The sequence below is a fragment of the Burkholderia sp. GW821-FHT14F03 genome (assembly GCF_058803765.1).
In genome coordinates this window covers 103,042-124,578 of the sequence record NZ_JBXAPG010000001.1, presented here as the reverse complement: position 1 = coordinate 124,578, position 21,537 = coordinate 103,042, and the positions used below count along the sequence as shown (strand labels likewise).

Genomic DNA, 21,537 nt, shown 5'->3' with positions numbered 1-21,537 from the left:
TTGGACGGGTGCCGAGCCCACGCGCATATCCATACGAAAGCACCGACTCGACGCTCCGCCCATTAAAGAGGTGCACATACAATTTCATTGGGCCAGGAGCCGTCCAAACGCGCTCAAGATCCACATCCTCGCTCTCGGTCCACTTATGCCAAGGGCGCTTATTCATTTGACCTCCGTGATCTGTAGCCCACGAGCAGCCATCAGATGCCTCTTGATTCGGTAGCCTGCGGTAACAACTCCCTTCACGTCCTCGATCACCGTCTGACCAGCGCGCTCATAGACAAAGTCGGCGATGTAACGAAGCGGCGGCTTCCTGCGCCCATCGATCATGACCGGATCGGCGAGGACAAATACAACTTGACGCTCCAAATCCGAAATGTCGCCCGCCGCTTCGAGACGGCTCAGCTCGATCCAGCGATCACGCTCTCGGAGGCTGTCGAACTTGATTCCCTCGTGCTCGCATCGAGTGTTTCGATATTTCGGCGGCTTCTTCGCCGCGATGGCCGGTACTTGAGGTTGCTGGATCACTGGCTTTGCCGTGAATGGGTCGAGCGGATCCACGTCATCCAGGGCGCTAGCTTGCGGCGGATTGCCCGTCGCCTTATAGATCGCGCGCTGCGCAGCAGTCATCGCCGGGATCAACTCATCACGCACACGTGCAGTTCCGACAGTCTTCGTACCGGAGTCGATGCGCATCGGCCAAGGCGTCCGCTTCGTCATGCCGGCGCCGCTTCCGTGACCAGGTCACGCGGAATGTCGTTGAAGTATGCGAAAAGCGCTGCGTAACGTTCCGGGCTCTCGCGATTGACCGTGCTGAGCATGTCTTCCATCCACTCACCTGGGCCAGCCGCCCTAAACACGCGCGCCTTGAATTGCTCGAATACCTGATTGGGCCTCTCCTCGACGCCAAGCTGCTTGCCGCGCTCACGAATCCCAGGCGCCGTCTTCCACCAATCGAACGGCACGGCCTGCGTGCCCCCCGAGTCTTGCGATTCGGGCTTGAGCGGGAACAATCCCGTCCATCCGCGCAGCACCGATGCCTCGATCACAGCGGCCGGATCATGCCCCTTCTCGCGCAATCTCGTCAGGCAATTGATCGATGCCTTGGCAGCGCCCGCGGTCCATGGCGCAAGCTTGTCGCCAGCCTTCGCTTCGCGGTGCTCACACCAATCGAGCCATGCGTCCTCAGGCAGCCAGGAGGGTCGAGTCGTTGCACGCAGTTCGCCAAGCAACGCAACTCGCGGCGGCCGCCGCGCGGGTTGATGGTTCAATGACGGTTCTTCTGACGGTTCTTTACGGTTAGACGGCACATGGTGCGGGGGTGTGGTGCACGCCGTGCGGGGGTCCCCCGCATCTCCTGCGGGGGTGTGGTGCACGCCGTGCGGGGGTGCATCTCCTGCGGGGGTGCATTTGGTGCTGGGGTGAATATGCTGCGGGGGTGAATATGCTGCGGGGGTGATTGTGTAGCTGGTGTGGCGGCCATTGCTGCGATTTGCAGTTACGATCCTCGCGTCTTCCAGCCATTTCACTGCATTCTGAACAGCCCGTTCGGATGCGCAGACACGCTTCGCGATCGTCGGGATCGACGGCCAGCAAACGCCCTGGTCATTAGCGTTGTCGGCGAGCGAAATCAGCACTGCCTTCTGCGCGATGGACATTCCATCGAGCGGCCAGCACTGCGACATGATCATCGTGCTCATTGCGCCTCGATGATTGTCAATTGCCGCGGATCAACCTCGGGCGCTGTATCGTCCTCATCCAACCCAAGCACCCACCGGAGCGCTGCCGCGCGCTCGCCCGTGCAGATCGCCAACTCACGCTTGATTTCAGCCTTCGTCTTGGACTTGAACCCATCGCCGGCAAGCGCCGCCCTTTGAGCCCTGGACTTCGCGTGACCGGTTTTCCCTTCCGCAGCCGCGCGCAACTCAGCCACCTTCAAACGCTGCAGGGCTGGTTCGAGCTTGGACAGGCGCAACGCGTGTGTCACGGTGATCTCGTCGCGCTCCAGCGCGTCACGCACGTCTGCGCAGCACTCCAGCAAGCGGAATTGTCCGTCGATCGACGACGGTTCCATGCCGAACGACAGCGCGATCTCCTCGTTCGTTCTGCCCTGCGAACGCATCACCGCCATTTTCTCCGCGCGGTTCATCGGCGAATCGGCCCGGCGAATTTCGTTCGTGCTGACCATCACACTCGTCAGCGCTGCGATGCCGTCGCGCCGCGGGATCGCCGGAACGCGACGCACATCCTTCCCAGCTTCACGCAGGCGCCGATTTGCCTCACGTGCATTGATGACGCGGCGCCGACCGTCAACTACGATCGTCTGGCCCGTCTCCACGTCCTTCGTCACCGTGATCGACTGATGAACACCTTCGACCATGATGTTGAGCACCATCGGTTCTTCGAACGGCACGAGTGCACGACGATCGAACAACGCATGATTCGGGTCCGTGACGATGACCAAATCATCGGGATCGAAGAACAGCGCGGCACACTTCCCCGTCGCGCGATAGGCTTCTACTGAATCCTTCGCCATACATTTCTCCTATGCGGCCGCGAGTTGCGGCACGAGATTTTCTTGTCCGCACGCCCGGTGCTGAGCAACAAGCGCGTCATGCTGCTCTTGCGTCATGTCGCGGTCCCAAAAATCAGGATCGCCAGGCAGTCGATCGCTCCCATCTGCGCGATGCTGGCAGTAGAAGCAACCCATGCGATGAGGGAACCAATAACCCGGGCAGTCGCATCGCGTTGCGCCGGTGTCGCGGCGCATCATGTGTTTGTCGATGCGCCAGTTCTTTGAGCCACACGCGCATGCCGGATACGCCGCTTGCTCGAGCACGTCAGGCTTATCGACGAGCACTCGACGGCGGCCACAGTTGCGACAGCGGCAGTGATAGCGCGCCATATCAGGCGACCGGAAGACCCAACAGCTCCTGGGATTTGCCCGTCGCGGCGCAATCGCGGCGCCCACGCTTCACCAGGCGCCCGGCATCGAGCAGTTCACGTGCGCGACCGCACACGCTCGAAAGTTTGAGGTTCGTGCGCGCTGAGATGTCCTCGCGCGTCAACAGCAGATCGCGCGATCCGAAGCAATCCATCACCATCTGTTGCGTCGCGCAAAGCTGGCGCACCGGGATCGAGTGAAATGAATCCTGCTGCGTCTCCGCGACGCGATGGCCGCTCCGCGGACTGTAGAAATCGGACATGCGGTATCTCCTCGCGGCATAACCGCTTAGGACTACGAAATCAAGACATAAACACTTTCAGCGAAAATGCTTGTGACGTGACTCCTACCGCCTACTTCACCAACGGCCGCCGCACTCCCCGAGCCCCTCGCGCGCGCAACGGCAGTTCACACCCACCTTGCTCATCGTCGACAACCCGTCCAGGTACTCACGCGAAACGACGCGAAGCTCAAGAGCAGCGATCGCCGCGTCGATCTTGTTGATGGGAATACCCAACTGCCCTGACTGGAACCGGCTGACCTGCGAGTCGTCCCAGCCGAGTGCCTCGGCTATCGGGCCACGCGTGCGCGGGTCACTCAACCCCTCACGAAACGCCCGCTCAATGCTGGGCCTTCGAACCACTTCAATCGTGCTCATTCAATCCCCATACGAATCAAAAATGCCTGAGTGCTATTGCAGATCAAGCTGCGTAATCTGAAGTCACCTACCAACCTGGATGCGAACCACCACCATGAGAAAATCGAAGCCTCTGACCTCTTCAACCATCACACAACGGGGTTCGCATGACCGAACAACCTACACGCGATGCAACAATGCTTACCGTCATGGCGCTAATACGAGCGCTTCACGACCATGGAATCCTGCCGGCTCAAGCTACGGCCGACGTGCTGGACCGACGCGCAATAAACGCATCGCTGCGCGGACAAAACGGTGCCGACGAACAACTTGTCCAACAACTTGCGGTCGCTCTTCAGCAATGGGCGGATCTTGCAGAGAGCCAACATCCCTTTGCGCCCAGAGATCCGGGCACGCCAACTCGCTCGTAAGCGTAGTGAGCCCAGATCGTGAAGCCCTGATGGGAACCGTCATCAGCGAGCCCCCTTGCCGGCGAGTTCCGGGCCGATCTTTGGGGCGAAGGCCTCAGCTTTCGTCACAGAATCAATGGTTCTCACACCAAGCTTTTCAGTTCCACTCACGGAAGAAACCCTCATGAAAACTTCTGAATCGAAACTAAAAATCAACGAAGATGGAACGCTGTCAATTCCGAGCGGAACCTTTTCGGCGAATGAGGTTGATGAGTTGCTTCGTCAGCTCGCGCAAGCGCGTCACGAAATGAACCCGCCTATTCCAGCGACTTGCCCCGAAGTTCCTTGGACTGCAGCAGGCGGCGTGAGAATCGGCCTTGGTGAACAACTGACGCCAGATGGATTTGTAACGCTTGCCCTTCGCCACCCCGGATTCGGCTGGCTTGCCTACGAAATCGCCCCTCGTGACGCACGTACGATTGCAACCGAAATCACCTCGCTGATCAGAAATGTTTCGTTTCTCGATCCCAACCGAGGGAATGGCGCCGTCAACTAACATGACCACCTTGACCGAGCGATATACGAGGTTGTCTGGCGCCCCGCTTCCCGGAAGCGCAACGATGCCTCCGGGAAGTGATTTCCGCACAAAGTTGCCGGTGTCATTCATGCCTCATCCCTCTGTTGAGCAAGCTCCGCCAGGTCCAGCGCTCGACGGCCGCAATCAAACGCCTCATGCTCCCTCCATTCGATCTGCCGTTCCGGTCGGCGGTTGGACGTCGTCGGATGCCTCAATTGCGCCCCCATGCTTCGTCAAGCGCTCGCGCAACTCGATGAGTTTTCGGCCAGGCTCATATAAGAACCCCCGTTGGTTCCCCTTCACGACGTGGCTGATTGCCGACTGCGTCACCCCAATCTGGCGAGCGATGTCGGCTTGGCTAAGTCCCGTGGCGAGGCAGTCGGCGATGATGGTTTTCCAGTCCATTGCTGAATATTAGCAGGCTAATGGATCAAGTCAATAGCTATCTCATTGAGAAAACTAATAATCTTCGCAGCTATGAGCATCGGAACCCGAATCCGTGAGGTCCGCACGGAACTCAAACTGTCGCAGCCCGCGCTCGCGGCAAGGGCTGGCATATCTCAAGGTACTATCAGCCAGTTAGAGAACAATCCCTTACAATCGTCCAAGTACTTACCTGCTATTGCACGAGCCCTCGGCGTTTCCGTCGATTGGCTAGGCACCGGCATTGGCGAACGCGGCCGCATAAAAAACCCCGCCGTCTTGCCTGGTGAGACAGGCGACTTCATTGCAATCCGCAAGGTGAATTTTAGAATTAGCGCTGGGGTCTCGGGGTTCGCTATCGAGTTTCTGGACGACGGCGACGGCGCGCCACTCTTTTTCCAGTCTCGATGGTTCAGCCAAAGGGGTTTCGATCCCGACTTGCTTTATGCTGCGAAAGTTGCGGGAGACAGCATGGAGCCAACCCTTAAAGATGGTGACGTGATTGTGGTCAATACGGGGGATGTCGAACCAAGAGACGGCGAAGCGTTTGCCGTGAACTACGAGGGAGAGTTCGTCGTAAAGCGCCTCATCCGCGACAGCGGTGAGTGGTGGCTTTCGTCGGACAACATAGATTCTCGCCGCTTCCCGAGGAAGCGGTGCCATGAAAACACATTCATCCTTGGACGCATTGTCCACGCACAAACTGAGCGCATATAAACGGGGAAGAACATGACAAAGCAGCTGCGGAACACGATTTTCCGCGTGGGCGTCTTGGGCGCTCTCGCCTCGACATGCCTTCTTGCTATGCCGCCCGCATCGGCCGAGTGCCACGTAGCCGCTTCCACCATCATCCTCTGCCAAGACGCCAAGAGCGCTGCGTATGCATATAAGGCATTCGGGCTCAATACGGCAAAGATGAATGAGTCATATAACAAGCAGATTCTTCACGAATCGGGATGTTCCCTTATGACTGACCCAAAGCGGGGCTTCACGTTCAAGCGGCGGCGGGCTGGTGAAATCGCGACGCCAGATGGCTGGGTTGGCGTCATGTTTCTTGATTTTGCACATGACGGCACTAGCGATGCGAGGTATGTAGCGTCTCGATACATCTCTGGATCGTGCCCCGACTTCAAGAAGTCCGACATCCCGACCTTCACCCCCGAAGTTCCGAAATCTCTCATACCATAGGTTCTTCACCTCCTCGGATCGCCTCGCTATCACCCGATGAGACATATGTTCAGATCGAACTGAACGTATATGACAAGAGTGGCGCGCAAATCGGAAGTGATATAGTAAATATCAACAACCTAGAGGCGCACGGGCATTGGAAGTTCAAGTCACCGTTGTTGCAGCAGGACGTTGACACAGTCAAAGTCAAGAACGTGACTGCGTTCTAACGTCGCCGGAAATGAAAAACCCCGCGACGGCTGCCCTGGACGTCTAGGCTTGGGCCGGTTGCGCAAGCGACGAGAAGATGTTCGCGAGGTCGAGATAGTTGAGTTTCCCCTCGGCGACGTCGACCATGATTTCTTCGAGGGCTTGGGTGCGGGCGATCCCATATCCCTCGATGAAGAGATAAGCGAGCGCGCAAACGAGGGCAGTTCGCTTGTTCGCGTCCGAGAAAGCATGCCCACGGGCGATCGCTTCCGCATACATGCCAGCGATTTCGAACACGTCGCCAAGGCCTTCGTAATAGATTCTCAATACGACCAAGGGCGCCCTCTAAGGCGCCCCTGTTCGTGTGGCCGGTCAGGCCTGGCTCGCGAGAAAGGATGTAGTCGTGTACCAATACGACCATATCCGCTTCTAGGTTCATCGATTGGCGAGAGCCTGGATGACCGAGTGGTGTTGTTCGTACACGGTCTTAGCGGCGTTGAGGATCGCTTTCCGGCCGGCCGGCGACTGAGTGGTCACCTTCACGGTCGGTTGTTGGACGGACTGGCGCGCCCGAACCTCCACTCCGTGGATGGTCCCGGTCTTACCCTTGATGCTCATATGGACTCTCCAAGAGGCGCAACGGGATTGTTGCATTGCGAAACTGTGTCGGCGAATTGTACCCGCGAATTTCTGCACGTGCAGGCGAGGCACCGAAATTTCAGAGCCTGCGAGTCAATTATCGGCATCACAGGCGCGATTTCAAGGGGGTAACGGCACCTATGTCGAAATTGCTGTGACAAATTCACGCTGCGAATTTCACGCTGCAGAGCGTATGCCTATCGCCGTCACCGGTGTGCCGCCGCTCAAACCGGAGCAAGCGACCTCAGACCCTAACACCGGTCAGAGGCCAATCATTCGTTAGACAAATTAAGCAGCCGCATAACCTGTTGCTCAGGTACTTCATTCTTGGCAAACTACTGTACGCGCATACAGTGTTTGGCCTGGGAGACGGGGGATGCATGTACGAGAAATCAAAGACAGCAGTTTCGTTCGTCCTCATCTATTAGTTTTCTATTGACATGGAAAAATTAGCAGCCTAATATTCAACTCAACGCAGCACACAACGAGCTGCGCCACCGCCCCGGCGGGGGTTCTCCCGGGGAAGTCTCAGAAGTAATGCGCATGGCCGCGCAGAACAAATCGCCCGTGAAGCCTGCCCGCGTGAGAAGGGAATGCCTAGCCCAGGCTGAAACTGGGTGGACCGGATGAGCCGGCGAAGGAGCCGGGGACGCGACAGAGCCGATCAGGGCGCCGCACCAAAACGTGGCGCCCTGCAGTTTTGACCGGTGGCGTTTCGATCCTCCGAGGCGTCACCGGTGAAAACTGCGTTGATCGAATGGCGTTGGAAACAGCGCCATTCCTTGAGTGCAGTTCGCCCGGCCGGCGGTGGCGCAAAACACCGGCAGATGAAGCGCTTCGCTCCGCATGTTCTCCGTTAGCGTGATTCATCGGACACCCCGGAAAGACGGGGATTAATTTAGTACTCCTTTTCTATATACGCAATCACGAAGGGGATCGACGATGCAAACCGCATACACGCTGATGGGCTACACAGTCACAAACGCAGAGCAGGCGCGCACTGTGCTGCTCATCGCAAAACTCGCGGGGCGGGACGCAGTTGCACGGCAAGCGCTCGCAGTGATCGCGAAGTACGAAGCGGCCTGACCAGCGCAATCGCGAAGGGGAACGACGATGGACTGGTCGCTAATTATCTCCATGCAGCGCGCAAAAGTGACGAACCTTTTCGATCGGCTCGGTGAGCGTTCGATGAGGAGCTACAACGCATTGAAAGCCGAATGGGAGCAAGAACGCGCTTGTCTGCGTGCAATGGGCACCCTGCTCATTGCGGGCGACTACTGACCAACCGCGCCCGCTACGGCGGGCATCACATGGGGCACATCATGAGCCAAGCAGCACGCGATTTGCTGGACCTGCTGTCGATGCCGCGCAATGACGACGGCAAGCTCGGCGGTCTTGTCGAACTTCTCCTGCGCGAATACGCGCTCAACATCATCGCGCCCGGCGTCGCAAGCCTGCTCGGCGGGATCTGAGTTTGGATCATGACAACATGAAGCCGCTCAAGCATGCTCCGCGTGACAACCCCCTGCTCGCATCCTGTGGCCCTACTCGCAGTTATGTCCCGATCGGAGCTGCGGCCGCCGCGGCTTACGGCGCAGCTGTCGGGGTGCTCTGGTTTTTATGCGTCGCTTATCGCGCTGGAGCGCTGACATGGTCATTCTGAAAATCTGGCTCGGGGCGTTCGTTGCACTCGTCATCTTCCTTTGCCTCCAAGGCGTCATTCAGCACCACTCTGAACAGATTGAGCGCGCAGCGTCCGTAAAACGGGCATAGAGCGCGCTGATCCCGAACATGTCTCCACTGCCGCGCAAATTTCACCCTCGGATAGCGCGGCTTCTTCTGCTGGTACCTGTATGGGCCAGCGATTTTTTTGGGAAATCGACATGCAACAGATCCAGCTTCCCCCGATCGCCGAAGGGCAGACATACCTACGTGGCAGCTCCAACAGGAATGGAGACATCGAGCACACCGTGATCATCGCTGTGAACGATGAATGTTTGCCGCGCGATTTGCAGCGCAAGTGGGCAAAGAGCGTCGGTGGCGTGCTCTACAACCGTATCGATGCCCTCTATGTCTACAACGAGCATCGCGATCTCGTGAAGCCCGAATTGTATTGGACAGACGACGACGTTGAGTGGAATTCCGCTTACGCCTGGTGTCAGAACTACTACCACGGCCGCCAGTACAACGGCCCCAAGAGCGTCGCGATCCGCGGCGTCGCCGTCAGCAGATTCATTCTTTGATTTATTCATCTATTCCGACAACGCAATAGTCCGATCGAGAGATCACATCACAAGGAAAAGCTGAAATGAGCACGCTCACCAATGCATCAGCAATCAGCAATGACATCCCCACCGCATTCGGTACGCCCTGGGAAGGCGGCCACTACATTGGCCTGATCAGTTACAACGGCGACGTATACGCCCAAGTGGTCGCACCAAAGGCTGCCGGCCAGCTGCCCGGCCGTCATCAGTGGGGCAAGTACGGCACCGAGATCGCGGGCGCAGCCAGCTTCTTCGATGGTCACTCGAACACGAAGGCAATGGCCGAAGCTGGGCTCGTGATCGCCGAACTGGTGCTCGACTTGCGCATCGGTGGCTTCAATGACTGGTTCATCCCCGCTCGCGATCAACTCGAACTTGCATATCGGGGTTTCAAACCGACCGACGAAGAGAACTGGGTTTATCGCAGCGGCGACAACCCGAGCAGTCTGCCGCCCGGCTACCCGTACACGATCCATTTGCCCGGCCAGACGTCCGTCGAACTCTTCCGGAAAGATGGCGCCGAAGCGTTTGATGACGATCGCTACTGGACCAGCACGCAGTACTCGGCCTACTTCGCCTGGGGCCAGCACTTCGATGATGGCTACCAGGGCCTCACGGACAAGGACGGCAACGGTCGGGTTCGCGCCTTCCGCAGCATCAAACTTTAATCATTCAATCATTTCGACGGCATCGACCCACCGATCACATCCAAGAGAATCAGATGAGCGAAATCACCATTCCGTTTCACGGCGGCAAACTGGTTGTGCCGCAAGAAGAAGCTGCGCGCGCATGGCTCGATAAAGTGCTTGCGCCGCAGGGGCAATCCATCGCGTCGGCGAATCTGCCGGTGCAATTCGGCGAGTACTGGCCCGGCCAAGGCGGCATCTATGTGGGTCCGATTCCGGATGAGAAGAACGGCGGTGTGCATCATCTGATCGCATCGATCGATGAAGCCGAAGATCTCTCGTGGGGTGCATACGGCACATGCGTTGATGGTGCCGACGACAAGCTCGACGGCCGCGCAAACACGCTCGCTCTGCTGGCGGCCAGCACGTCGCATCCGGCGGCCGAGTGGGCGTCAGCATACACGAAGGACGGCCATCGCGATTTCTTCCTGCCGGCGCAACGCGAATTGGCCCTCGCGGGGGCCACGTGTGCACGCAAGTTCGCATCTGCCTGGTATTGGTCGAGCACGCAGTACTCGGCCTGCTACGCCTGGGGCCATTACTTCGGTGATGGCGACCAGGACGGCACGGGCAAGGACTACGACGGTCGGGTTCGCGCCTTCCGCAGCATCAAACTTTAATCATTCAATCATTTCGACGGCATCGACCCACCGATCACATCCAAGAGAATCAGATGAGCGAAATCACCATTCCGTTTCACGGCGGCAAACTGGTTGTGCCGCAAGAAGAAGCTGCGCGCGCATGGCTCGATAAAGTGCTTGCGCCGCAGGGGCAATCCATCGCGTCGGCGAATCTGCCGGTGCAATTCGGCGAGTACTGGCCCGGCCAAGGCGGCATCTATGTGGGTCCGATTCCGGATGAGAAGAACGGCGGTGTGCATCATCTGATCGCATCGATCGATGAAGCCGAAGATCTCTCGTGGGGTGCATACGGCACATGCGTTGATGGTGCCGACGACAAGCTCGACGGCCGCGCAAACACGCTCGCTCTGCTGGCGGCCAGCACGTCGCATCCGGCGGCCGAGTGGGCGTCAGCATACACGAAGGACGGCCATCGCGATTTCTTCCTGCCGGCGCAACGCGAATTGGCCCTCGCGGGGGCCACGTGTGCACGCAAGTTCGCATCTGCCTGGTATTGGTCGAGCACGCAGTACTCGGCCGACTACGCCTGGGGCCAGGACTTCGGTGGTGGCGGCCAGGACTGCGCGGGCAAGGACTGCCTCGGTCGGGTTCGCGCCTTCCGCAGATTCGCATTTAGTCTTTAACAATTAACCATGGTCGCCGCCAACAATCTTCCCATTTACAAGGTCGCATATGACCTGTTCGGTGTAGTCACCGACGCGGTTCGCAATATGCCGCGCGACGTGAAACAGCTGGTGGGCTCGCGAGTCGCGACGGAAGCGATGGACATCGTAACCCTGATCTTCCGTGCGAACGCAGCAGCCAACAAGGTGCCGCACCTGAGCGAATTACTAGAGCGTCTTGAAGTGATCAATCTGCTTCTGCGTCTCGCGCGTGACAAGCGCTTGATCTCGACGAAGCAGTATGCCGCTGCGATTGCGCTCACGGATCAGGTTGGGAAGCAGGCTGGCGGTTGGCGTAAGCACTCCGCATCGTCGCCCGTTGCATCACGGTCACGGCCGTGATGCCTGTGTGATTAATTGATCTGGTCTCGCCGCTTTCTCACAAGGAAACCGCCACGCGCAACAAGGAAACCTACTGCCGGCGTGCAAAGAGGTCCTGCGCAGTTGCCGCTCTGATTGGCTTTGTCCGTTGGTGCGGTGACGTATATAGCGAGATTCGACGCAGTACTCGGCCTGCTACGCCTGGGGCCATTACTTCGGTGATGGCGACCAGAACAACACGAACAAGGACAACAACGGTCGGGTTCGCGCCTTCCGCAAATCAGTTCGATGCAGAGGATCACCTTTCGTTCGAAGAACTCGTCGCGGCTTATTTCGATTGCCGACGCACGAAACGCAACACGCGCAACGCGCTCGATTTCGAACAGAAACTCGAGCGTAGCCTTGGTCACCTCTACGATGAACTTGTCGACGGCTCGTATTATCCGGGCCGCTCGATATGCTTTGTCGTGACGCGACCGAAACCGCGTGAGGTGTGGGCAGCAGCGTTCCGCGATCGCATTGTGCACCACCTCCTTTACAACCGGATCGGGCCTCGTTTCGAGCAGTCGTTCATCGCCGATTCGTGCGCGTGTATCAAAGGTCGCGGCACGCTGTACGCCGCGCAGCGCCTCGAATCGAAAGTACGCTCGATTACGCAAAACTGGTCGAAGCGCGCGTTCTATCTGAAATGCGATCTCGCGAACTTCTTCGTCAGCATCGACAAGCGCATTCTTCTCGACCTGCTGCTCCCGAAGATCTCCGAGCCGTTCTGGCGCGCGCTGGCCGAGTGCGTGCTGATGCACGATCCACGGGCCGACTTCGAATACCACGGCGATCCCGTGATGATGCAGCTCGTGCCGCCTCACAAACGGCTGATGGAGCAAGATCCGCACTTCGGACTTCCAATCGGCAACTTGTCTAGCCAGTTCTTCGCGAACGTCTATCTCGATGTGCTCGACCAGCGCGTGAAGCATGTGCTCGGCGCGCGACATTACATTCGGTACGTCGACGACTTTCTGTTCCTGCACGAATCACCGGCGCGTCTGAACGAAATCCTAGCGGACGTGACGGCATTCCTGCCGGCGCGCCTCGGCGCATGTCTCAATCCGCGCAAGACGATCCTGCAGCCGGTCGACCGTGGCATCGACTTTGTGGGCCAGGTCATCAAACCGTGGCGACGAGAGACCCGGAAACGAACCCGCAACGAAGCTCTGCGCCGTGTCGCCGCGGCACCAGCGGCCGATCTGATGCCGGTCGCTAATTCGTATTTCGGGCTTCTCCGTCAAGCCACCGCTAGTCATGAAGACCGCGCACAGCTTGCCAACGTGCTGCGTTCGCGGGGCCATTCGATTGATCACGATTTCACGAAAACCTTCCGGAAAAAGGAAGGCACATGATCCGCTCCATACCGGATGGGTGAAAAGACGTTTGAATTGGCCGGCCCCGGGTCACTTCCTCGGATCGGGGCTTTTGGGGCGGTCCTCACGACGCCCATTTTTTCGCTGCATCGGCGGGTGCTCGGGCAATACAGCACGTGGCTGCTTCATGCTGATTCATCCACTGCGTTCGAGCCCCGGCCAATGCGGCGACCTACTGAGACAAACGATGAATGATTGGATCGATCGCTGCCACTTCGGCGATTGCCGCGAGATTCTGCCGACGCTTCCCGCGGCGGTCGCGGACGCTATCGTGACAGACCCGCCATATGGCGATACGTCGCTCGTGTGGGATCGTCGCGTCGATGGCTGGATCGAGACAGTCGGCCACGTGCTGAAAGCAACCGCCTCGATCTGGGTATTCGGCAGCATGCGCTCTCTCGTACCGCTGTTCGATGCGATGGAGCGCAATGGCTTCCAGTATTCGCAGGACATCGTCTGGCAGAAGCAAAATGGCACCGGCTTCCAGAACGATCGGTTCCGCCGCGTCCACGAGCATGCCGTGCTGTTCTATCGCGGTGCGTGGGCGGACGTCTATAAGTCACCCCAGGTCACGCTCGATGCGATAGCGAAGCGGGTGCGACGCACTGCGCAGCCGATGCATACCGGCGCGATCGGGGCGGCAAATTACAGCAGTGAGGACGGCGGACCTCGACTGATGCGCAGCGTTATCGCCGTACCGAATGATCACGGCCGCGCGCTCCATCCGACACAGAAACCCGTCGACATCCTCGATCCGCTTATCCGCTACAGCGTGCCGCCGGGCGGCTGCGTGCTCGATCCGTTCATGGGCAGCGGAAGCACCGCGCTCGCAGCGTTGCGAAGTGGTCGGCACTGGATCGGCTGCGAGCTTGATCCGGCCTGCCACGAGATGCAAGAGATACGCCTGCAACAAAGCGAGCTCGTTTTTGAAACCACGGAGAACAGCAATGACAACTGATAGCCGCGCTGATGCGCTGACGGACGAGCGGATCATCGATTTGATCTACGAATGCCACATCCCTCCAGAATATGAACCCGCTGCGTTGGATTTTGCGCAGCGATTGCTTCTCGCCGCATCCCCTGCCGATCAGTCGGCAGTATCAGCGTCGGTTGAGCACGTCGTCAGTGAAGATGCCTTGGCTGTTAGCGACGCCATGCGAATCGACGAGGATGGGTCAGTTTGTACCGATGCGTTGAGTATGCCGACGGACGAACATTTTCGTGCGATCGCCGAAAATGCATGCGACGTCCAAATATGGGCTAGTGGCAGTTGGAAAAAGGCTGCGACTATCGACAATGTTGTTAAAGCGATCCGCAACGCTTTCAAGTGCGCGTCATTCTCGGCGGCCCCTGCCGACGCGCCCGCACGGTTGACCGCGCAAGCCGCGCTTGCCGCAATCGAGACGTTCGAAATCGTCGGCGAGAACAACGATTCGCGCGAAGCGACCGCCGAGGATCGTTTCATCATCACCGAGTTCATCGCGCATGTGTTCGGCGGTTACTCCAGTGAGTGGCCCGCAGCAGCGCCGGTCGAGCTGTTCCGATCCGACTATCTACGCTCGCTGCTGGGCCTTCCTGCGGGCAGCGAGGCCCCCGCGCCGGCGGACGAGCGGGCGGCGTTGCTCAAACAGATTACGCGGATGGCGCCCGACTATTGCTGGAACGAATCCCCGGTCGAAATCGTGAGCGACCTCATCAACGAGCGCGACGAAGCCCGCGCTGCATCTGTCGATCAAACGGCAGCAGTGCCTGCACTCGCCCAGCAAGTCATCGACACGCTGAAGTCCATCGGCATTCCCGGCTTGATAGTCGGTGGGTCGCATGAGAAGCTTTGCGCGTTGCTCAAGGCGGCGAAGCGCGCGCTGGCCGCATCCTCCGCGCCGGCGGACGAGGCGAAACCGATCGCCTATCTATCGACCGAACCGAAGTATTGGGATAGGTGCCGGATCAATTCGAAGGGTACTTTCACGGTGCCGGTATTCGCCGCCCCGCAATCGCCCGCTCCGGCGGCGGAAGCAATGGCATCGCCGGATCTGTATTTCTTCGGTGATCACGAGCACGGCTTCGAGTGCCCCGACGATATGGAAATCGTATCCGGGCGCAAGCTTGGCGAACACTTCACGCTGAAGGCTGCATGGTATGCGGATCGCGAGTTCGAAGTGACGAAAGTTCCTGACGACACGGATGACGACTATGAAGTGCGCGATCTATTCGCCACCCCGCAGCCGGCCGCGCAGGCCGACACGATACAGTGCCAAGCACATAGCGGTCCAGACTGTATTGAATGCGGAGGAACTGGAGTTTGGCCCGCGCCGGCTGCTGCATCTGCCGCAGCGCGCGAACCGGCCGCAGCGAAGGTGCCGAGCCTGACCGACGAGCAGCGCAGAGCGCTTGAATACGCAATCTCTTTATTCAAAGAGAAAACGATTTGCGACGATGGGTTGCTTGCGCACCTCCGCGCCATTCTCCAGGGAGACAGCAAATGAGCCGCTACCCGTACACCGAAGCTTGCGATTTCATACGTCAGTTCGGCGGCACGTACGACGATCGACTCGGGATCACGCTCCCCACGCTTTCACGTTGCGACGCGAGCCAGATCTGCCGGGCAATCGCGAACGCGATCGGCATGGACGACGAGGAGTTGGCGAAGAAGATCGCGGACTATGCGCGCGCTCAGCAAGGCAGTGCAGGAGGTGGAGCGTGATCGAACTCCGACCGATCGGACAGAAAGAAGCGTTCGATTTCATCCGAGCCGAGCATCGTCATCATGACGTACCGGTTGGCGGCCTATGGTGGCAGGCAGTTCATGACGACGGCGGCCGCCTAGCGGGTGTCGCGATCACTGGGCGCCCCGTCGCTCGCGCGCTCGACGACGGCCTCACGGCCGAAGTTACGCGGCTCTGCACGGATGGAACGCCGAACGCGTGCTCGATGCTCTACGCAGCTGCTCGGCGCGTGGCGATCGACAAGGGATTCCGACGCGGGCTGACCTACATCCTCTCAAGCGAGGACGGAGCCAGCCTGCGCGCGGCCGGCTGGGTCCATCTATGGGACGTCCGTGGCCGCTCGTGGGATTGCCCTAGCCGACCGCGCACAGACAAGCACCCGACAGGGGATAAACGGGCATACGGCTGGGGCGCTTGGCCGCAACTGCATGCGATTGAGGAAGATGCAGCATGAACACGTTCAACAAGGGCGACCGCGTGCGGGTGAAGGAAAGCGCGCTCGACGGCTACCCGAAGTCGCTTGAAGCACGCTTGCGCGGCCGCGAAGGACTTGTCACCGGACATGCAGGAAGAAACCCCAACCGGGTTTTCGTCACGTTCCCGAAAAACGGCAGAAAACTCGAATTTCATTTCCCCGGCTATATCCATGCCAGCGATCTCGAACCCACAGACGGAGACCGCGATGGCTGACAAGCGCCTTGAGCCGACTACCACGGTGATCCTGTCGTGCGGCCAAGAAATAAATGGCATCGACTACACCAGCAAGTGCTATTGGGTTCCGGGCTATTTAATGCCGCTTCTGGAAGTCGACCACGGCCGTGCAATTCGGGAATGGTATCTACCCCGCTGGTTGCTTGCTGCGGTCGGATACTTCGTGAACAGAGCGAATGATGGAGACCACCATGAATGACAAGCTGACCGATCGCTTGAAAGCGGCTGTCGAGGGTGAATGTGACGGCCTCGCCATCACCGACGACCAGGCCGCGAAGATCCTCGACTACGTGCTCAAAAGCGAACCGATATGCAGCTGCGACATTCGAACTCGACTCGTCGGGGATGGCTGCGAAGTTTGCAATCCGGAGTTGGCAAAAGAGATAGCTGCGGAGAACCGCACAGGGGGCTGGCTCCAGTCGGGCGGACTTCTCTACCGGTTGACCGATGAACGCGCCCCTACGAACCGCGACGAGATCAACATCACGATGGCCGAGAGCTCGCGTGACGATCGTGTGCGCGCATGTCGGGCAGCGGAGATCCGGGAGTGGCTCAATGGGGAGGCGCGCGCCGAGGCGACGGACGACTGGATCCCCGTCAGCGTTCAGCGGCCTCTCGACGCCGGGATCGCGCATGGTGAAGGCGTACTCACGTGGAACGTCGAGGGCTTCCCGGGGTTTGTCGAAGCCCGCTACGTCACCGACAGATTTCCGGAATACACGCACTGGAAGCGCAAACCTGCGGGCCCTGTCGATGCCGCTCGCGTGAGGAATGGACATGAACGATAAGCTGACCGACATCATCTACGCAGTCCAGGCATACGGCGACACACGAGCCGATGGCGGAAACTCGGCCGAGAAAATCGGAATCGTGACGCGGATGCTCAAAGAGCTGATGGAAACGTGTGCCGAGGCGACGGACAAAGACAAGCGAGACGAGACGAAGGATCTCATCAAAACGCTGTCGGACATCATCCACGATCAGACCGTCGCTATGCAGTCAGCGATTATCGAGTGGCGGCATGGCAATGGCGTCGAAGCGGGTATGAGCTGGATCGTCAACACACTGGAGGGCCCCGGACACCTCCCGGATTTCGACGCGCCACACGGCAAGAACGCGCAGTTCTGGTTCAACGCACATCAGGCGAATCCGATGCCGGCATGCTTTTGCGGAAATCCATCGTCGTCGCTCTGGATGGGGCAAGGCTTCTGCTGCGATGAGCACTATCGCGAGGCTCGGGCCAAATACGATGCCGCTCGCGCGGGAGAGGAATCATGACGGCTCTTTCGCGCGCTCGATCTGCTGCACGAGCCAGTCGGTCCCGAGGCGCTGGAGCTTCGCCTTGTGCTGAGGTTCAAGCCGTGCTCGGTACACCTCCGTCTTCGGCGAACGCGGGGCGTCCGGTGGCAACGGAGGGCGCCCGCGGCGCGGGGCTTCGGCGTTCATCGCTATTACTCCGTGATCACTTCGACGAACGGATGGCATGCCTTCAGTGCCGATCCGTCACCGAACTTGAACACCGTTGTCTCGGACTCCCAGTCCTGATCCCGCTCCGTCGCAACGCGATCGGCCTCATTCGTTGCGTCAGCGAAGTCAGCGAATTGCGAGGCGATTTGTTGAGCGATCGACATTTTCATCTCCTACCCCTGGATCCCGAGGCGCGGCGCTGCGTTGATTTAAATGTAGCACGCTTAATTCGAGACAACAAGGATTTATTTGTGGCACGGGAAATTGGTACGGGAGACGGTAATGCGTGACAAGCTGCTCCCCGTCGGGCTGATCGGTTCGTCCCTCGGCGTGATGTATTGGGTCCATCCGGTCGTTACGCTCGGGTCCGTTCTCTGCGCACTGTCGCTGGCTTTTGCTGGTGTGTATCTGCTGGTTGGAGATGGCAATGAAGATCGCTGATGACATCAGCAAGCGCGGCGGCGATCGCCTCAGGCGCGATGAACAAGCGGCGCCGCGTTATTGGTGCGCTCGGGTCTCCGGATGACACGGTTGAATGGATCGAACAAGTCATTGCGTCGCGATACCGTTCGCGAGCCACATCTACATCAGATTAAGGCGTGTCGAGCACTTCTGAAATCGCATCGAAGTTATTCTTGCATTGCGTAATAATGCGTCGTGAGTTGATCCAATCATCGGTTGAATGGAAGTTGGACTTTCCGATGACTGATGCCATATCGCTCAAATTAACACGTAACTTCATGGCAACATCGAGCAATTTCAAATCCACAATATCTTGAGTGGATAGCGCTCCGACAATATCTCGATATTCACTGAATTGGCGCGATCGGAAAGATCGGTATTGGTCCCATGTTCCGACCTTCTCGAAAACATACATAGGATCGTAGACCTCGTAAGTAAGATCACGACATTTTTTCGTCACTTCGACAATCGCTGCTCGGACTGAATTGAGTCGATGTCGACTGCGCGATTTTTCAAGGCTGCGTTGGAAGAACACAACTCCATATGCGCCAGCAATTGCAAGCACCGATACAGCGGCTTGCGCAAACGAAAACCAATCTCCACGGTGCCAGCTCATGCGCGAATTCCCGATTTTGTTATCTACCTTGATGGTACGGGCCATCTTCGACGGTCGCAAGACGCAGACGCGACGCGTCGTGAAGTGCCAGCCGCCAGACGACGTCGCGTCAATCAGCGTCTCACGCTATCACCCGACGATCATCGACCGCTGCGGCGAAGAAGCACCCGGAGCCGAAATCTTCGGCGCGTTCAGCGATGACGGAGAATGGGGATGTAAATCACCTTATGGAGAGCCTGGCGACCGACTGTGGGTACGCGAGATGTATATCGCATTTGGCCGATGGGAAATGCGCTTCAGCGAGAAGAAAGGCCGCGACCAGTGGCACTTCGTTGATATGACGCTCGAGACCAGCCACGAGTACCGATTCGATGGCGCGGTGCCGAACGTGGCACGTGATGCCGCGACGCCGGCCTGGTGGCGTCGGCCATCTATCTTCATGCCGCGCAGCGCTTCGCGAGCGCTGCTCGAAGTGGCCGATGTACGCGTCGAGCGCCTGCAGAGCATCAACGAGTCAGACGCACGCCAGGAAGGCGTCACGATCGAGGAACGCCACAAAGTCGGCTACTGCCTGGGGCCCGGTCACGGTGCCGATCGGCCGCCGAGCATTCGTGCGTTCCGCGAGCTTTGGGATGGATTGAACGCTGCGGCCGGTACAGGCTGGGACGCTAATCCGTGGGTGTGGGTTGTCGAGTTCAGGAAGATTGAGATCGCTAGCGGAAGGAGCTGAGATGGCTGCACAACTGATCCCTATCGCCACATGGGCCGAGCGCGTTTTTGGTGAACACGCTCCACATCAAAATACGCTCATGCGCTGGGTGCATGGAGGAAAGATCCTGCCGCGCCCAATGAAAGTCGGGCGCGGATATTTCTGCCAGCCAGACGCTAAATATGTCGACGAGACTGCTGAGCGAATCAACAGGATGATCTATGGCCGCCAGACCACGAAACGCGCGTAACCGACCATTGCCTTCGAATTTGTACCAGAAGAAGGATGGCTATTTCTGGTATCGAAATCCCATCACAAAGGAAACGTTCGGTCTTGGGAGGAATAAGGAGGCGGCTATCTCGCAAGCCAAGACGGCAAACGCAGACATCGAACGTCGCCGCGGTGACACCACGTTGCTCGCACGCATGGATGGCGGCGACAATCTTCTTTCGCGATGGTGTGACCTATACGAAGAAGGTGCGATGGGCCTTAAGCCGAATTCGCTGAGATCGGTGAAATCGCAACTCACTGCGATTCGCAACGACGAAGGGATCGGGACGATGATCCTCGTCCACATTACTCCGCGCGATGTGGTCTCCTTCATCGAGCGCTGCGAACAAAATCGCGGAGCGCCGATGGCCGCCAAAATTCGCTCGCGGCTACGAGACGTTTTTCGTCTGGCAATGGAGCGAGGCGCTATTGAGGTAGGAAGGAATCCAGTTGAAGTCACGTACAAGCCACAAGTAATCGTCAAGAGAAGCCGGCTAACGATCGAAACCTATCGAGCCATTCTCGCCGAAGCCAAGAGTCATCCGCAGCGTCAATGGGTAGCCAACGCTATCGAGCTTGCGCTTGTAACCGGTCAGCGACTGGAGGACGTGTCCCGGATGACTTTCGACAACGTGCATGATGGATTTCTATGGGTCGAGCAAACCAAAGGACGCGGTCCGCATAAGCCCAAGCTATGCATTCCACTCACGCTTTCGCTGCCAATCGTAGGCCTTGTTCTGGGCGATGTGGTGAAGCAATGCCGAGATCGAGTCGTATCGAAGCATCTCATCCATTTCTCACATGCCATCTCGAAAGCGAAGCCAGGATCGGCAGTCGTGGCATCTACGCTGAGTCGTGCATTCACTGCGGTTCGCGATGATGCAAGGATAGGGGCACTGAAGGATCGGACGCCGCCAACCTTCCATGAGCTTCGCTCGTTGGCTGCGCGGCTGTATTCAGATCAGTATGGAAAGGACTTTGCTCAATCGTTGCTCGGTCACAAATCGGCCGCTATGACGGCAGTCTACCGAGACTCCAGGGGGCAAGATTGGACAGAAATCAAAGTCTCAAATCGCGGCTAGTTTTGGACGAATTTTGGACGAATTTTGGACGACACGCGGGGATCCGCTTCAGATAAGGCGGCATCCAGAAAGCAATCTCCCATAGAGAAAGATGCTGTTCGAGAAGGCCGCCTGCCGCTGCCGTTCCAGCGTGTTGGTGGTCGACCCGCATTCGAAGTCGATCGTGCCGTTCTGCACCAGCGGGATCCGGTTCTGCGAGGTGATCGGGATTTCCTTGACGACCAGCCCCGGCAGGCTCAGCCGCGTGCGCAGCGCGTCGACGATGCGCGCGGCGATGTCGCGCGAGTAGCCGATGTTCTTCTGCTGGTTGTCCGAATACGAGAACGGCACGGACGATTCGCGGATGCCGAGGCCCACGACGCCGGTGTCCTTGATCTTCTTCAGCGTGCCGGTCAGCGCCTGCGCGTGCGCCGCGCCGCCCGCGAAACACAGTGCGGCGGCCGCGGCGAGCCAGCCAAGACGACGATGCATGTCTTCCTCCTGTCTAGTGGTCGA

At 58.6% G+C, this 21,537-nt stretch carries 36 protein-coding genes and 1 pseudogene; 26 read left to right on the top strand and 11 right to left on the bottom strand.

The genetic code is table 11. From position 1 onward, the window contains the following. Nucleotides 1–162: 162 nt before the first annotated feature. From AC1RQF_RS00620 to AC1RQF_RS00610, 3 genes are read right to left on the bottom strand one after another with little or no spacing between them, the layout of a single operon-like run. Nucleotides 163–720, bottom strand: coding sequence for a DUF1064 domain-containing protein (locus AC1RQF_RS00620; protein WP_492871018.1), 558 nt, complete (start codon nt 718–720; stop codon nt 163–165). Further along, a complete protein-coding gene (locus tag AC1RQF_RS00615; RefSeq protein WP_492871017.1) occupies nt 717–1,700 on the bottom strand; it encodes a helix-turn-helix domain-containing protein in 984 nt (327 codons plus the stop codon). The genes AC1RQF_RS00620 and AC1RQF_RS00615 overlap by 4 nt, the downstream gene beginning before the upstream one ends. Next, complete coding sequence (locus AC1RQF_RS00610; RefSeq protein WP_492871015.1) at nt 1,697–2,536, bottom strand: ParB/RepB/Spo0J family partition protein; 840 nt, start codon at nt 2,534–2,536, stop codon at nt 1,697–1,699. The genes AC1RQF_RS00615 and AC1RQF_RS00610 overlap by 4 nt, the downstream gene beginning before the upstream one ends. A gap of 42 nt (nt 2,537–2,578) precedes the next feature. On the opposite strand from AC1RQF_RS00610, the gene AC1RQF_RS00605 reads away from it, so the two are divergent. Beyond that, complete coding sequence (locus AC1RQF_RS00605; protein ID WP_492871014.1) at nt 2,579–2,800, top strand: hypothetical protein; 222 nt, start codon at nt 2,579–2,581, stop codon at nt 2,798–2,800. Nucleotides 2,801–2,906: 106 nt separating this feature from the next. Here AC1RQF_RS00605 and AC1RQF_RS00600 read toward each other — a convergent pair whose 3' ends face one another. Next, a complete protein-coding gene (locus AC1RQF_RS00600; RefSeq protein ID WP_492871013.1) occupies nt 2,907–3,206 on the bottom strand; it encodes a hypothetical protein in 300 nt (99 codons plus the stop codon). Nucleotides 3,207–3,302: 96 nt separating this feature from the next. Continuing rightward, nucleotides 3,303–3,602, bottom strand: a complete 300-nt coding sequence (locus AC1RQF_RS00595; RefSeq protein ID WP_492871012.1) for a DNA-binding protein — start codon at nt 3,600–3,602, stop codon at nt 3,303–3,305. Nucleotides 3,603–4,175: 573 nt separating this feature from the next. On the opposite strand from AC1RQF_RS00595, the gene AC1RQF_RS00590 reads away from it, so the two are divergent. Then, a complete protein-coding gene (locus AC1RQF_RS00590; protein WP_492871011.1) occupies nt 4,176–4,547 on the top strand; it encodes a hypothetical protein in 372 nt (123 codons plus the stop codon). 174 nt (nt 4,548–4,721) lie between these two features. Here the strand turns inward: AC1RQF_RS00590 and AC1RQF_RS00585 are convergent, their stop codons facing one another. Next, a complete protein-coding gene (locus AC1RQF_RS00585; RefSeq protein WP_492871010.1) occupies nt 4,722–4,973 on the bottom strand; it encodes a helix-turn-helix domain-containing protein in 252 nt (83 codons plus the stop codon). Nucleotides 4,974–5,045: 72 nt separating this feature from the next. Here AC1RQF_RS00585 and AC1RQF_RS00580 point away from each other — a divergent pair, with 72 nt between their 5' ends. Genes AC1RQF_RS00580 through AC1RQF_RS00570 form a run of 3 tightly spaced genes read left to right on the top strand, consistent with a single transcriptional unit; the run spans nt 5,046 to nt 6,388 of the window. Next, a complete protein-coding gene (locus AC1RQF_RS00580; protein ID WP_492871009.1) occupies nt 5,046–5,708 on the top strand; it encodes an XRE family transcriptional regulator in 663 nt (220 codons plus the stop codon). A 12-nt stretch (nt 5,709–5,720) separates the two neighbouring features. Then, nucleotides 5,721–6,179: a hypothetical protein gene (locus tag AC1RQF_RS00575; RefSeq protein ID WP_492871142.1), complete on the top strand. Its 459-nt coding sequence runs from the start codon at nt 5,721–5,723 to the stop codon at nt 6,177–6,179. Next, entirely contained in the window at nt 6,110–6,388 is a 279-nt protein-coding gene (locus AC1RQF_RS00570) for an FxLYD domain-containing protein (RefSeq protein ID WP_492871008.1), read from the top strand. Before AC1RQF_RS00575 ends, AC1RQF_RS00570 begins: the two co-directional genes overlap by 70 nt. Nucleotides 6,389–6,431: 43 nt before the next feature. On the opposite strand, the gene AC1RQF_RS00565 is transcribed toward AC1RQF_RS00570, so the two are convergent. Both AC1RQF_RS00565 and AC1RQF_RS00560 read right to left on the bottom strand, forming a co-directional pair. Next, the gene (locus tag AC1RQF_RS00565) at nt 6,432–6,704 is read right to left on the bottom strand and encodes a type II toxin-antitoxin system death-on-curing family toxin (RefSeq protein ID WP_492871007.1); all 273 of its coding nucleotides are present in this window, start codon (nt 6,702–6,704) and stop codon (nt 6,432–6,434) included. 99 nt (nt 6,705–6,803) lie between these two features. After that, complete coding sequence (locus tag AC1RQF_RS00560; RefSeq protein WP_059973508.1) at nt 6,804–6,986, bottom strand: hypothetical protein; 183 nt, start codon at nt 6,984–6,986, stop codon at nt 6,804–6,806. 963 nt (nt 6,987–7,949) lie between these two features. On the opposite strand from AC1RQF_RS00560, the gene AC1RQF_RS00555 reads away from it, so the two are divergent. From AC1RQF_RS00555 to AC1RQF_RS00475, 17 genes are all read left to right on the top strand, one after another. Next, nucleotides 7,950–8,093, top strand: a complete 144-nt coding sequence (locus AC1RQF_RS00555) for a hypothetical protein (protein ID WP_492871006.1) — start codon at nt 7,950–7,952, stop codon at nt 8,091–8,093. Between the two features lie 27 nt (nt 8,094–8,120). Continuing rightward, nucleotides 8,121–8,288: a hypothetical protein gene (locus tag AC1RQF_RS00550; protein ID WP_492871005.1), complete on the top strand. Its 168-nt coding sequence runs from the start codon at nt 8,121–8,123 to the stop codon at nt 8,286–8,288. A gap of 29 nt (nt 8,289–8,317) precedes the next feature. After that, a complete protein-coding gene (locus AC1RQF_RS00545; protein ID WP_492871004.1) occupies nt 8,318–8,479 on the top strand; it encodes a hypothetical protein in 162 nt (53 codons plus the stop codon). Between the two features lie 411 nt (nt 8,480–8,890). Next, nucleotides 8,891–9,250 carry a hypothetical protein gene (locus tag AC1RQF_RS00540; RefSeq protein ID WP_492871003.1) on the top strand — a complete coding sequence of 120 codons (360 nt, stop codon included), beginning with the start codon at nt 8,891–8,893 and terminating at the stop codon, nt 9,248–9,250. Between the two features lie 65 nt (nt 9,251–9,315). Continuing rightward, nucleotides 9,316–9,939, top strand: coding sequence for an Lcl C-terminal domain-containing protein (locus AC1RQF_RS00535; RefSeq protein WP_492871002.1), 624 nt, complete (start codon nt 9,316–9,318; stop codon nt 9,937–9,939). A gap of 53 nt (nt 9,940–9,992) precedes the next feature. Then, nucleotides 9,993–10,577 carry an Lcl C-terminal domain-containing protein gene (locus AC1RQF_RS00530; protein ID WP_492871001.1) on the top strand — a complete coding sequence of 195 codons (585 nt, stop codon included), beginning with the start codon at nt 9,993–9,995 and terminating at the stop codon, nt 10,575–10,577. Nucleotides 10,578–10,630: 53 nt separating this feature from the next. Then, nucleotides 10,631–11,221, top strand: a complete 591-nt coding sequence (locus tag AC1RQF_RS00525; protein ID WP_492871000.1) for a hypothetical protein — start codon at nt 10,631–10,633, stop codon at nt 11,219–11,221. 9 nt (nt 11,222–11,230) lie between these two features. Continuing rightward, entirely contained in the window at nt 11,231–11,602 is a 372-nt protein-coding gene (locus tag AC1RQF_RS00520) for a four helix bundle protein (protein ID WP_492870999.1), read from the top strand. Between the two features lie 200 nt (nt 11,603–11,802). Further along, the gene (locus AC1RQF_RS00515; RefSeq protein WP_492870998.1) at nt 11,803–12,978 is read left to right on the top strand and encodes an RNA-directed DNA polymerase; all 1,176 of its coding nucleotides are present in this window, start codon (nt 11,803–11,805) and stop codon (nt 12,976–12,978) included. A 208-nt stretch (nt 12,979–13,186) separates the two neighbouring features. Continuing rightward, nucleotides 13,187–13,957: a DNA-methyltransferase gene (locus AC1RQF_RS00510; protein ID WP_492870997.1), complete on the top strand. Its 771-nt coding sequence runs from the start codon at nt 13,187–13,189 to the stop codon at nt 13,955–13,957. Further along, nucleotides 13,947–15,485 carry a hypothetical protein gene (locus AC1RQF_RS00505; RefSeq protein ID WP_492870996.1) on the top strand — a complete coding sequence of 513 codons (1,539 nt, stop codon included), beginning with the start codon at nt 13,947–13,949 and terminating at the stop codon, nt 15,483–15,485. The genes AC1RQF_RS00510 and AC1RQF_RS00505 overlap by 11 nt, the downstream gene beginning before the upstream one ends. Beyond that, entirely contained in the window at nt 15,482–15,703 is a 222-nt protein-coding gene (locus AC1RQF_RS00500; RefSeq protein ID WP_492870995.1) for a hypothetical protein, read from the top strand. The genes AC1RQF_RS00505 and AC1RQF_RS00500 overlap by 4 nt, the downstream gene beginning before the upstream one ends. Next, on the top strand, nt 15,700–16,179 hold the full coding sequence (locus tag AC1RQF_RS00495; protein ID WP_492870993.1) for an XF1762 family protein: 480 nt from the start codon (nt 15,700–15,702) through the stop codon (nt 16,177–16,179). The genes AC1RQF_RS00500 and AC1RQF_RS00495 overlap by 4 nt, the downstream gene beginning before the upstream one ends. Continuing rightward, nucleotides 16,176–16,415 (top strand): hypothetical protein, encoded by a 240-nt coding sequence (locus AC1RQF_RS00490; RefSeq protein ID WP_492870992.1) that lies wholly within the window; start codon nt 16,176–16,178, stop codon nt 16,413–16,415. The genes AC1RQF_RS00495 and AC1RQF_RS00490 overlap by 4 nt, the downstream gene beginning before the upstream one ends. Further along, the gene (locus AC1RQF_RS00485; RefSeq protein WP_492870991.1) at nt 16,408–16,635 is read left to right on the top strand and encodes a hypothetical protein; all 228 of its coding nucleotides are present in this window, start codon (nt 16,408–16,410) and stop codon (nt 16,633–16,635) included. Before AC1RQF_RS00490 ends, AC1RQF_RS00485 begins: the two co-directional genes overlap by 8 nt. Beyond that, the gene (locus AC1RQF_RS00480) at nt 16,628–17,224 is read left to right on the top strand and encodes a hypothetical protein (protein WP_492870990.1); all 597 of its coding nucleotides are present in this window, start codon (nt 16,628–16,630) and stop codon (nt 17,222–17,224) included. Before AC1RQF_RS00485 ends, AC1RQF_RS00480 begins: the two co-directional genes overlap by 8 nt. Beyond that, complete coding sequence (locus AC1RQF_RS00475; protein WP_492870989.1) at nt 17,214–17,714, top strand: hypothetical protein; 501 nt, start codon at nt 17,214–17,216, stop codon at nt 17,712–17,714. The genes AC1RQF_RS00480 and AC1RQF_RS00475 overlap by 11 nt, the downstream gene beginning before the upstream one ends. Before the next feature lie 173 nt (nt 17,715–17,887). On the opposite strand, the gene AC1RQF_RS00470 is transcribed toward AC1RQF_RS00475, so the two are convergent. After that, nucleotides 17,888–18,067 (bottom strand): hypothetical protein, encoded by a 180-nt coding sequence (locus AC1RQF_RS00470; RefSeq protein ID WP_492870988.1) that lies wholly within the window; start codon nt 18,065–18,067, stop codon nt 17,888–17,890. Between the two features lie 118 nt (nt 18,068–18,185). On the opposite strand from AC1RQF_RS00470, the gene AC1RQF_RS00465 reads away from it, so the two are divergent. Next, nucleotides 18,186–18,344 carry a hypothetical protein gene (locus AC1RQF_RS00465; RefSeq protein WP_492870987.1) on the top strand — a complete coding sequence of 53 codons (159 nt, stop codon included), beginning with the start codon at nt 18,186–18,188 and terminating at the stop codon, nt 18,342–18,344. Nucleotides 18,345–18,495: 151 nt separating this feature from the next. Here the strand turns inward: AC1RQF_RS00465 and AC1RQF_RS00460 are convergent, their stop codons facing one another. Then, the gene (locus AC1RQF_RS00460; protein ID WP_492870986.1) at nt 18,496–18,981 is read right to left on the bottom strand and encodes a hypothetical protein; all 486 of its coding nucleotides are present in this window, start codon (nt 18,979–18,981) and stop codon (nt 18,496–18,498) included. On the opposite strand from AC1RQF_RS00460, the gene AC1RQF_RS00455 reads away from it, so the two are divergent. The 3 genes from AC1RQF_RS00455 to AC1RQF_RS00445 are packed head-to-tail and all read left to right on the top strand — an operon-like array spanning nt 18,980 to nt 21,042. Next, nucleotides 18,980–19,711, top strand: coding sequence for a hypothetical protein (locus tag AC1RQF_RS00455; RefSeq protein WP_492870985.1), 732 nt, complete (start codon nt 18,980–18,982; stop codon nt 19,709–19,711). The two genes, AC1RQF_RS00460 and AC1RQF_RS00455, sit on opposite strands and share 2 nt — an antisense overlap. A 1-nt stretch (nt 19,712) precedes the next feature. Next, nucleotides 19,713–19,940: an excisionase gene (locus AC1RQF_RS00450; protein ID WP_492870984.1), complete on the top strand. Its 228-nt coding sequence runs from the start codon at nt 19,713–19,715 to the stop codon at nt 19,938–19,940. Continuing rightward, nucleotides 19,912–21,042: a tyrosine-type recombinase/integrase gene (locus tag AC1RQF_RS00445; RefSeq protein ID WP_492870983.1), complete on the top strand. Its 1,131-nt coding sequence runs from the start codon at nt 19,912–19,914 to the stop codon at nt 21,040–21,042. The genes AC1RQF_RS00450 and AC1RQF_RS00445 overlap by 29 nt, the downstream gene beginning before the upstream one ends. A 78-nt stretch (nt 21,043–21,120) precedes the next feature. Here AC1RQF_RS00445 and AC1RQF_RS00440 read toward each other — a convergent pair. Next, nucleotides 21,121–21,513 (bottom strand): annotated as a pseudogene (locus AC1RQF_RS00440) (transporter substrate-binding domain-containing protein); the annotation flags it as partial. Nucleotides 21,514–21,537: the final 24 nt, after the last annotated feature.

Bases quoted from the DNA above. Each gene is read 5' to 3' on its own strand.
- AC1RQF_RS00550 (WP_492871005.1), top strand. From the start codon at position 8,121: ATGGACTGGTCGCTAATTATCTCCATGCAGCGCGCAAAAGTGACGAAC.
- AC1RQF_RS00515 (WP_492870998.1), top strand. From the start codon at position 11,803: ATGGCGACCAGAACAACACGAACAAGGACAACAACGGTCGGGTTCGCG.
- AC1RQF_RS00535 (WP_492871002.1), top strand. From the start codon at position 9,316: ATGAGCACGCTCACCAATGCATCAGCAATCAGCAATGACATCCCCACC.
- AC1RQF_RS00450 (WP_492870984.1), top strand. From the start codon at position 19,713: ATGGCTGCACAACTGATCCCTATCGCCACATGGGCCGAGCGCGTTTTT.
- AC1RQF_RS00460 (WP_492870986.1), bottom strand. From the start codon at position 18,981: ATGAGCTGGCACCGTGGAGATTGGTTTTCGTTTGCGCAAGCCGCTGTA.
- AC1RQF_RS00470 (WP_492870988.1), bottom strand. From the start codon at position 18,067: ATGTCGATCGCTCAACAAATCGCCTCGCAATTCGCTGACTTCGCTGAC.
- AC1RQF_RS00540 (WP_492871003.1), top strand. From the start codon at position 8,891: ATGCAACAGATCCAGCTTCCCCCGATCGCCGAAGGGCAGACATACCTA.
- AC1RQF_RS00615 (WP_492871017.1), bottom strand. From the start codon at position 1,700: ATGAGCACGATGATCATGTCGCAGTGCTGGCCGCTCGATGGAATGTCC.
- AC1RQF_RS00480 (WP_492870990.1), top strand. From the start codon at position 16,628: ATGAATGACAAGCTGACCGATCGCTTGAAAGCGGCTGTCGAGGGTGAA.
- AC1RQF_RS00580 (WP_492871009.1), top strand. From the start codon at position 5,046: ATGAGCATCGGAACCCGAATCCGTGAGGTCCGCACGGAACTCAAACTG.
- AC1RQF_RS00555 (WP_492871006.1), top strand. From the start codon at position 7,950: ATGCAAACCGCATACACGCTGATGGGCTACACAGTCACAAACGCAGAG.
- AC1RQF_RS00475 (WP_492870989.1), top strand. From the start codon at position 17,214: ATGAACGATAAGCTGACCGACATCATCTACGCAGTCCAGGCATACGGC.
- AC1RQF_RS00520 (WP_492870999.1), top strand. From the start codon at position 11,231: ATGGTCGCCGCCAACAATCTTCCCATTTACAAGGTCGCATATGACCTG.
- AC1RQF_RS00505 (WP_492870996.1), top strand. From the start codon at position 13,947: ATGACAACTGATAGCCGCGCTGATGCGCTGACGGACGAGCGGATCATC.
- AC1RQF_RS00465 (WP_492870987.1), top strand. From the start codon at position 18,186: ATGCGTGACAAGCTGCTCCCCGTCGGGCTGATCGGTTCGTCCCTCGGC.
- AC1RQF_RS00485 (WP_492870991.1), top strand. From the start codon at position 16,408: ATGGCTGACAAGCGCCTTGAGCCGACTACCACGGTGATCCTGTCGTGC.
- AC1RQF_RS00545 (WP_492871004.1), top strand. From the start codon at position 8,318: ATGGGGCACATCATGAGCCAAGCAGCACGCGATTTGCTGGACCTGCTG.
- AC1RQF_RS00530 (WP_492871001.1), top strand. From the start codon at position 9,993: ATGAGCGAAATCACCATTCCGTTTCACGGCGGCAAACTGGTTGTGCCG.
- AC1RQF_RS00445 (WP_492870983.1), top strand. From the start codon at position 19,912: ATGGCCGCCAGACCACGAAACGCGCGTAACCGACCATTGCCTTCGAAT.
- AC1RQF_RS00590 (WP_492871011.1), top strand. From the start codon at position 4,176: ATGAAAACTTCTGAATCGAAACTAAAAATCAACGAAGATGGAACGCTG.
- AC1RQF_RS00595 (WP_492871012.1), bottom strand. From the start codon at position 3,602: ATGAGCACGATTGAAGTGGTTCGAAGGCCCAGCATTGAGCGGGCGTTT.
- AC1RQF_RS00610 (WP_492871015.1), bottom strand. From the start codon at position 2,536: ATGGCGAAGGATTCAGTAGAAGCCTATCGCGCGACGGGGAAGTGTGCC.
- AC1RQF_RS00575 (WP_492871142.1), top strand. From the start codon at position 5,721: ATGACAAAGCAGCTGCGGAACACGATTTTCCGCGTGGGCGTCTTGGGC.
- AC1RQF_RS00500 (WP_492870995.1), top strand. From the start codon at position 15,482: ATGAGCCGCTACCCGTACACCGAAGCTTGCGATTTCATACGTCAGTTC.
- AC1RQF_RS00620 (WP_492871018.1), bottom strand. From the start codon at position 720: ATGACGAAGCGGACGCCTTGGCCGATGCGCATCGACTCCGGTACGAAG.
- AC1RQF_RS00525 (WP_492871000.1), top strand. From the start codon at position 10,631: ATGAGCGAAATCACCATTCCGTTTCACGGCGGCAAACTGGTTGTGCCG.
- AC1RQF_RS00455 (WP_492870985.1), top strand. From the start codon at position 18,980: ATGCGCGAATTCCCGATTTTGTTATCTACCTTGATGGTACGGGCCATC.
- AC1RQF_RS00600 (WP_492871013.1), bottom strand. From the start codon at position 3,206: ATGTCCGATTTCTACAGTCCGCGGAGCGGCCATCGCGTCGCGGAGACG.
- AC1RQF_RS00490 (WP_492870992.1), top strand. From the start codon at position 16,176: ATGAACACGTTCAACAAGGGCGACCGCGTGCGGGTGAAGGAAAGCGCG.
- AC1RQF_RS00510 (WP_492870997.1), top strand. From the start codon at position 13,187: ATGAATGATTGGATCGATCGCTGCCACTTCGGCGATTGCCGCGAGATT.
- AC1RQF_RS00585 (WP_492871010.1), bottom strand. From the start codon at position 4,973: ATGGACTGGAAAACCATCATCGCCGACTGCCTCGCCACGGGACTTAGC.
- AC1RQF_RS00560 (WP_059973508.1), bottom strand. From the start codon at position 6,986: ATGAGCATCAAGGGTAAGACCGGGACCATCCACGGAGTGGAGGTTCGG.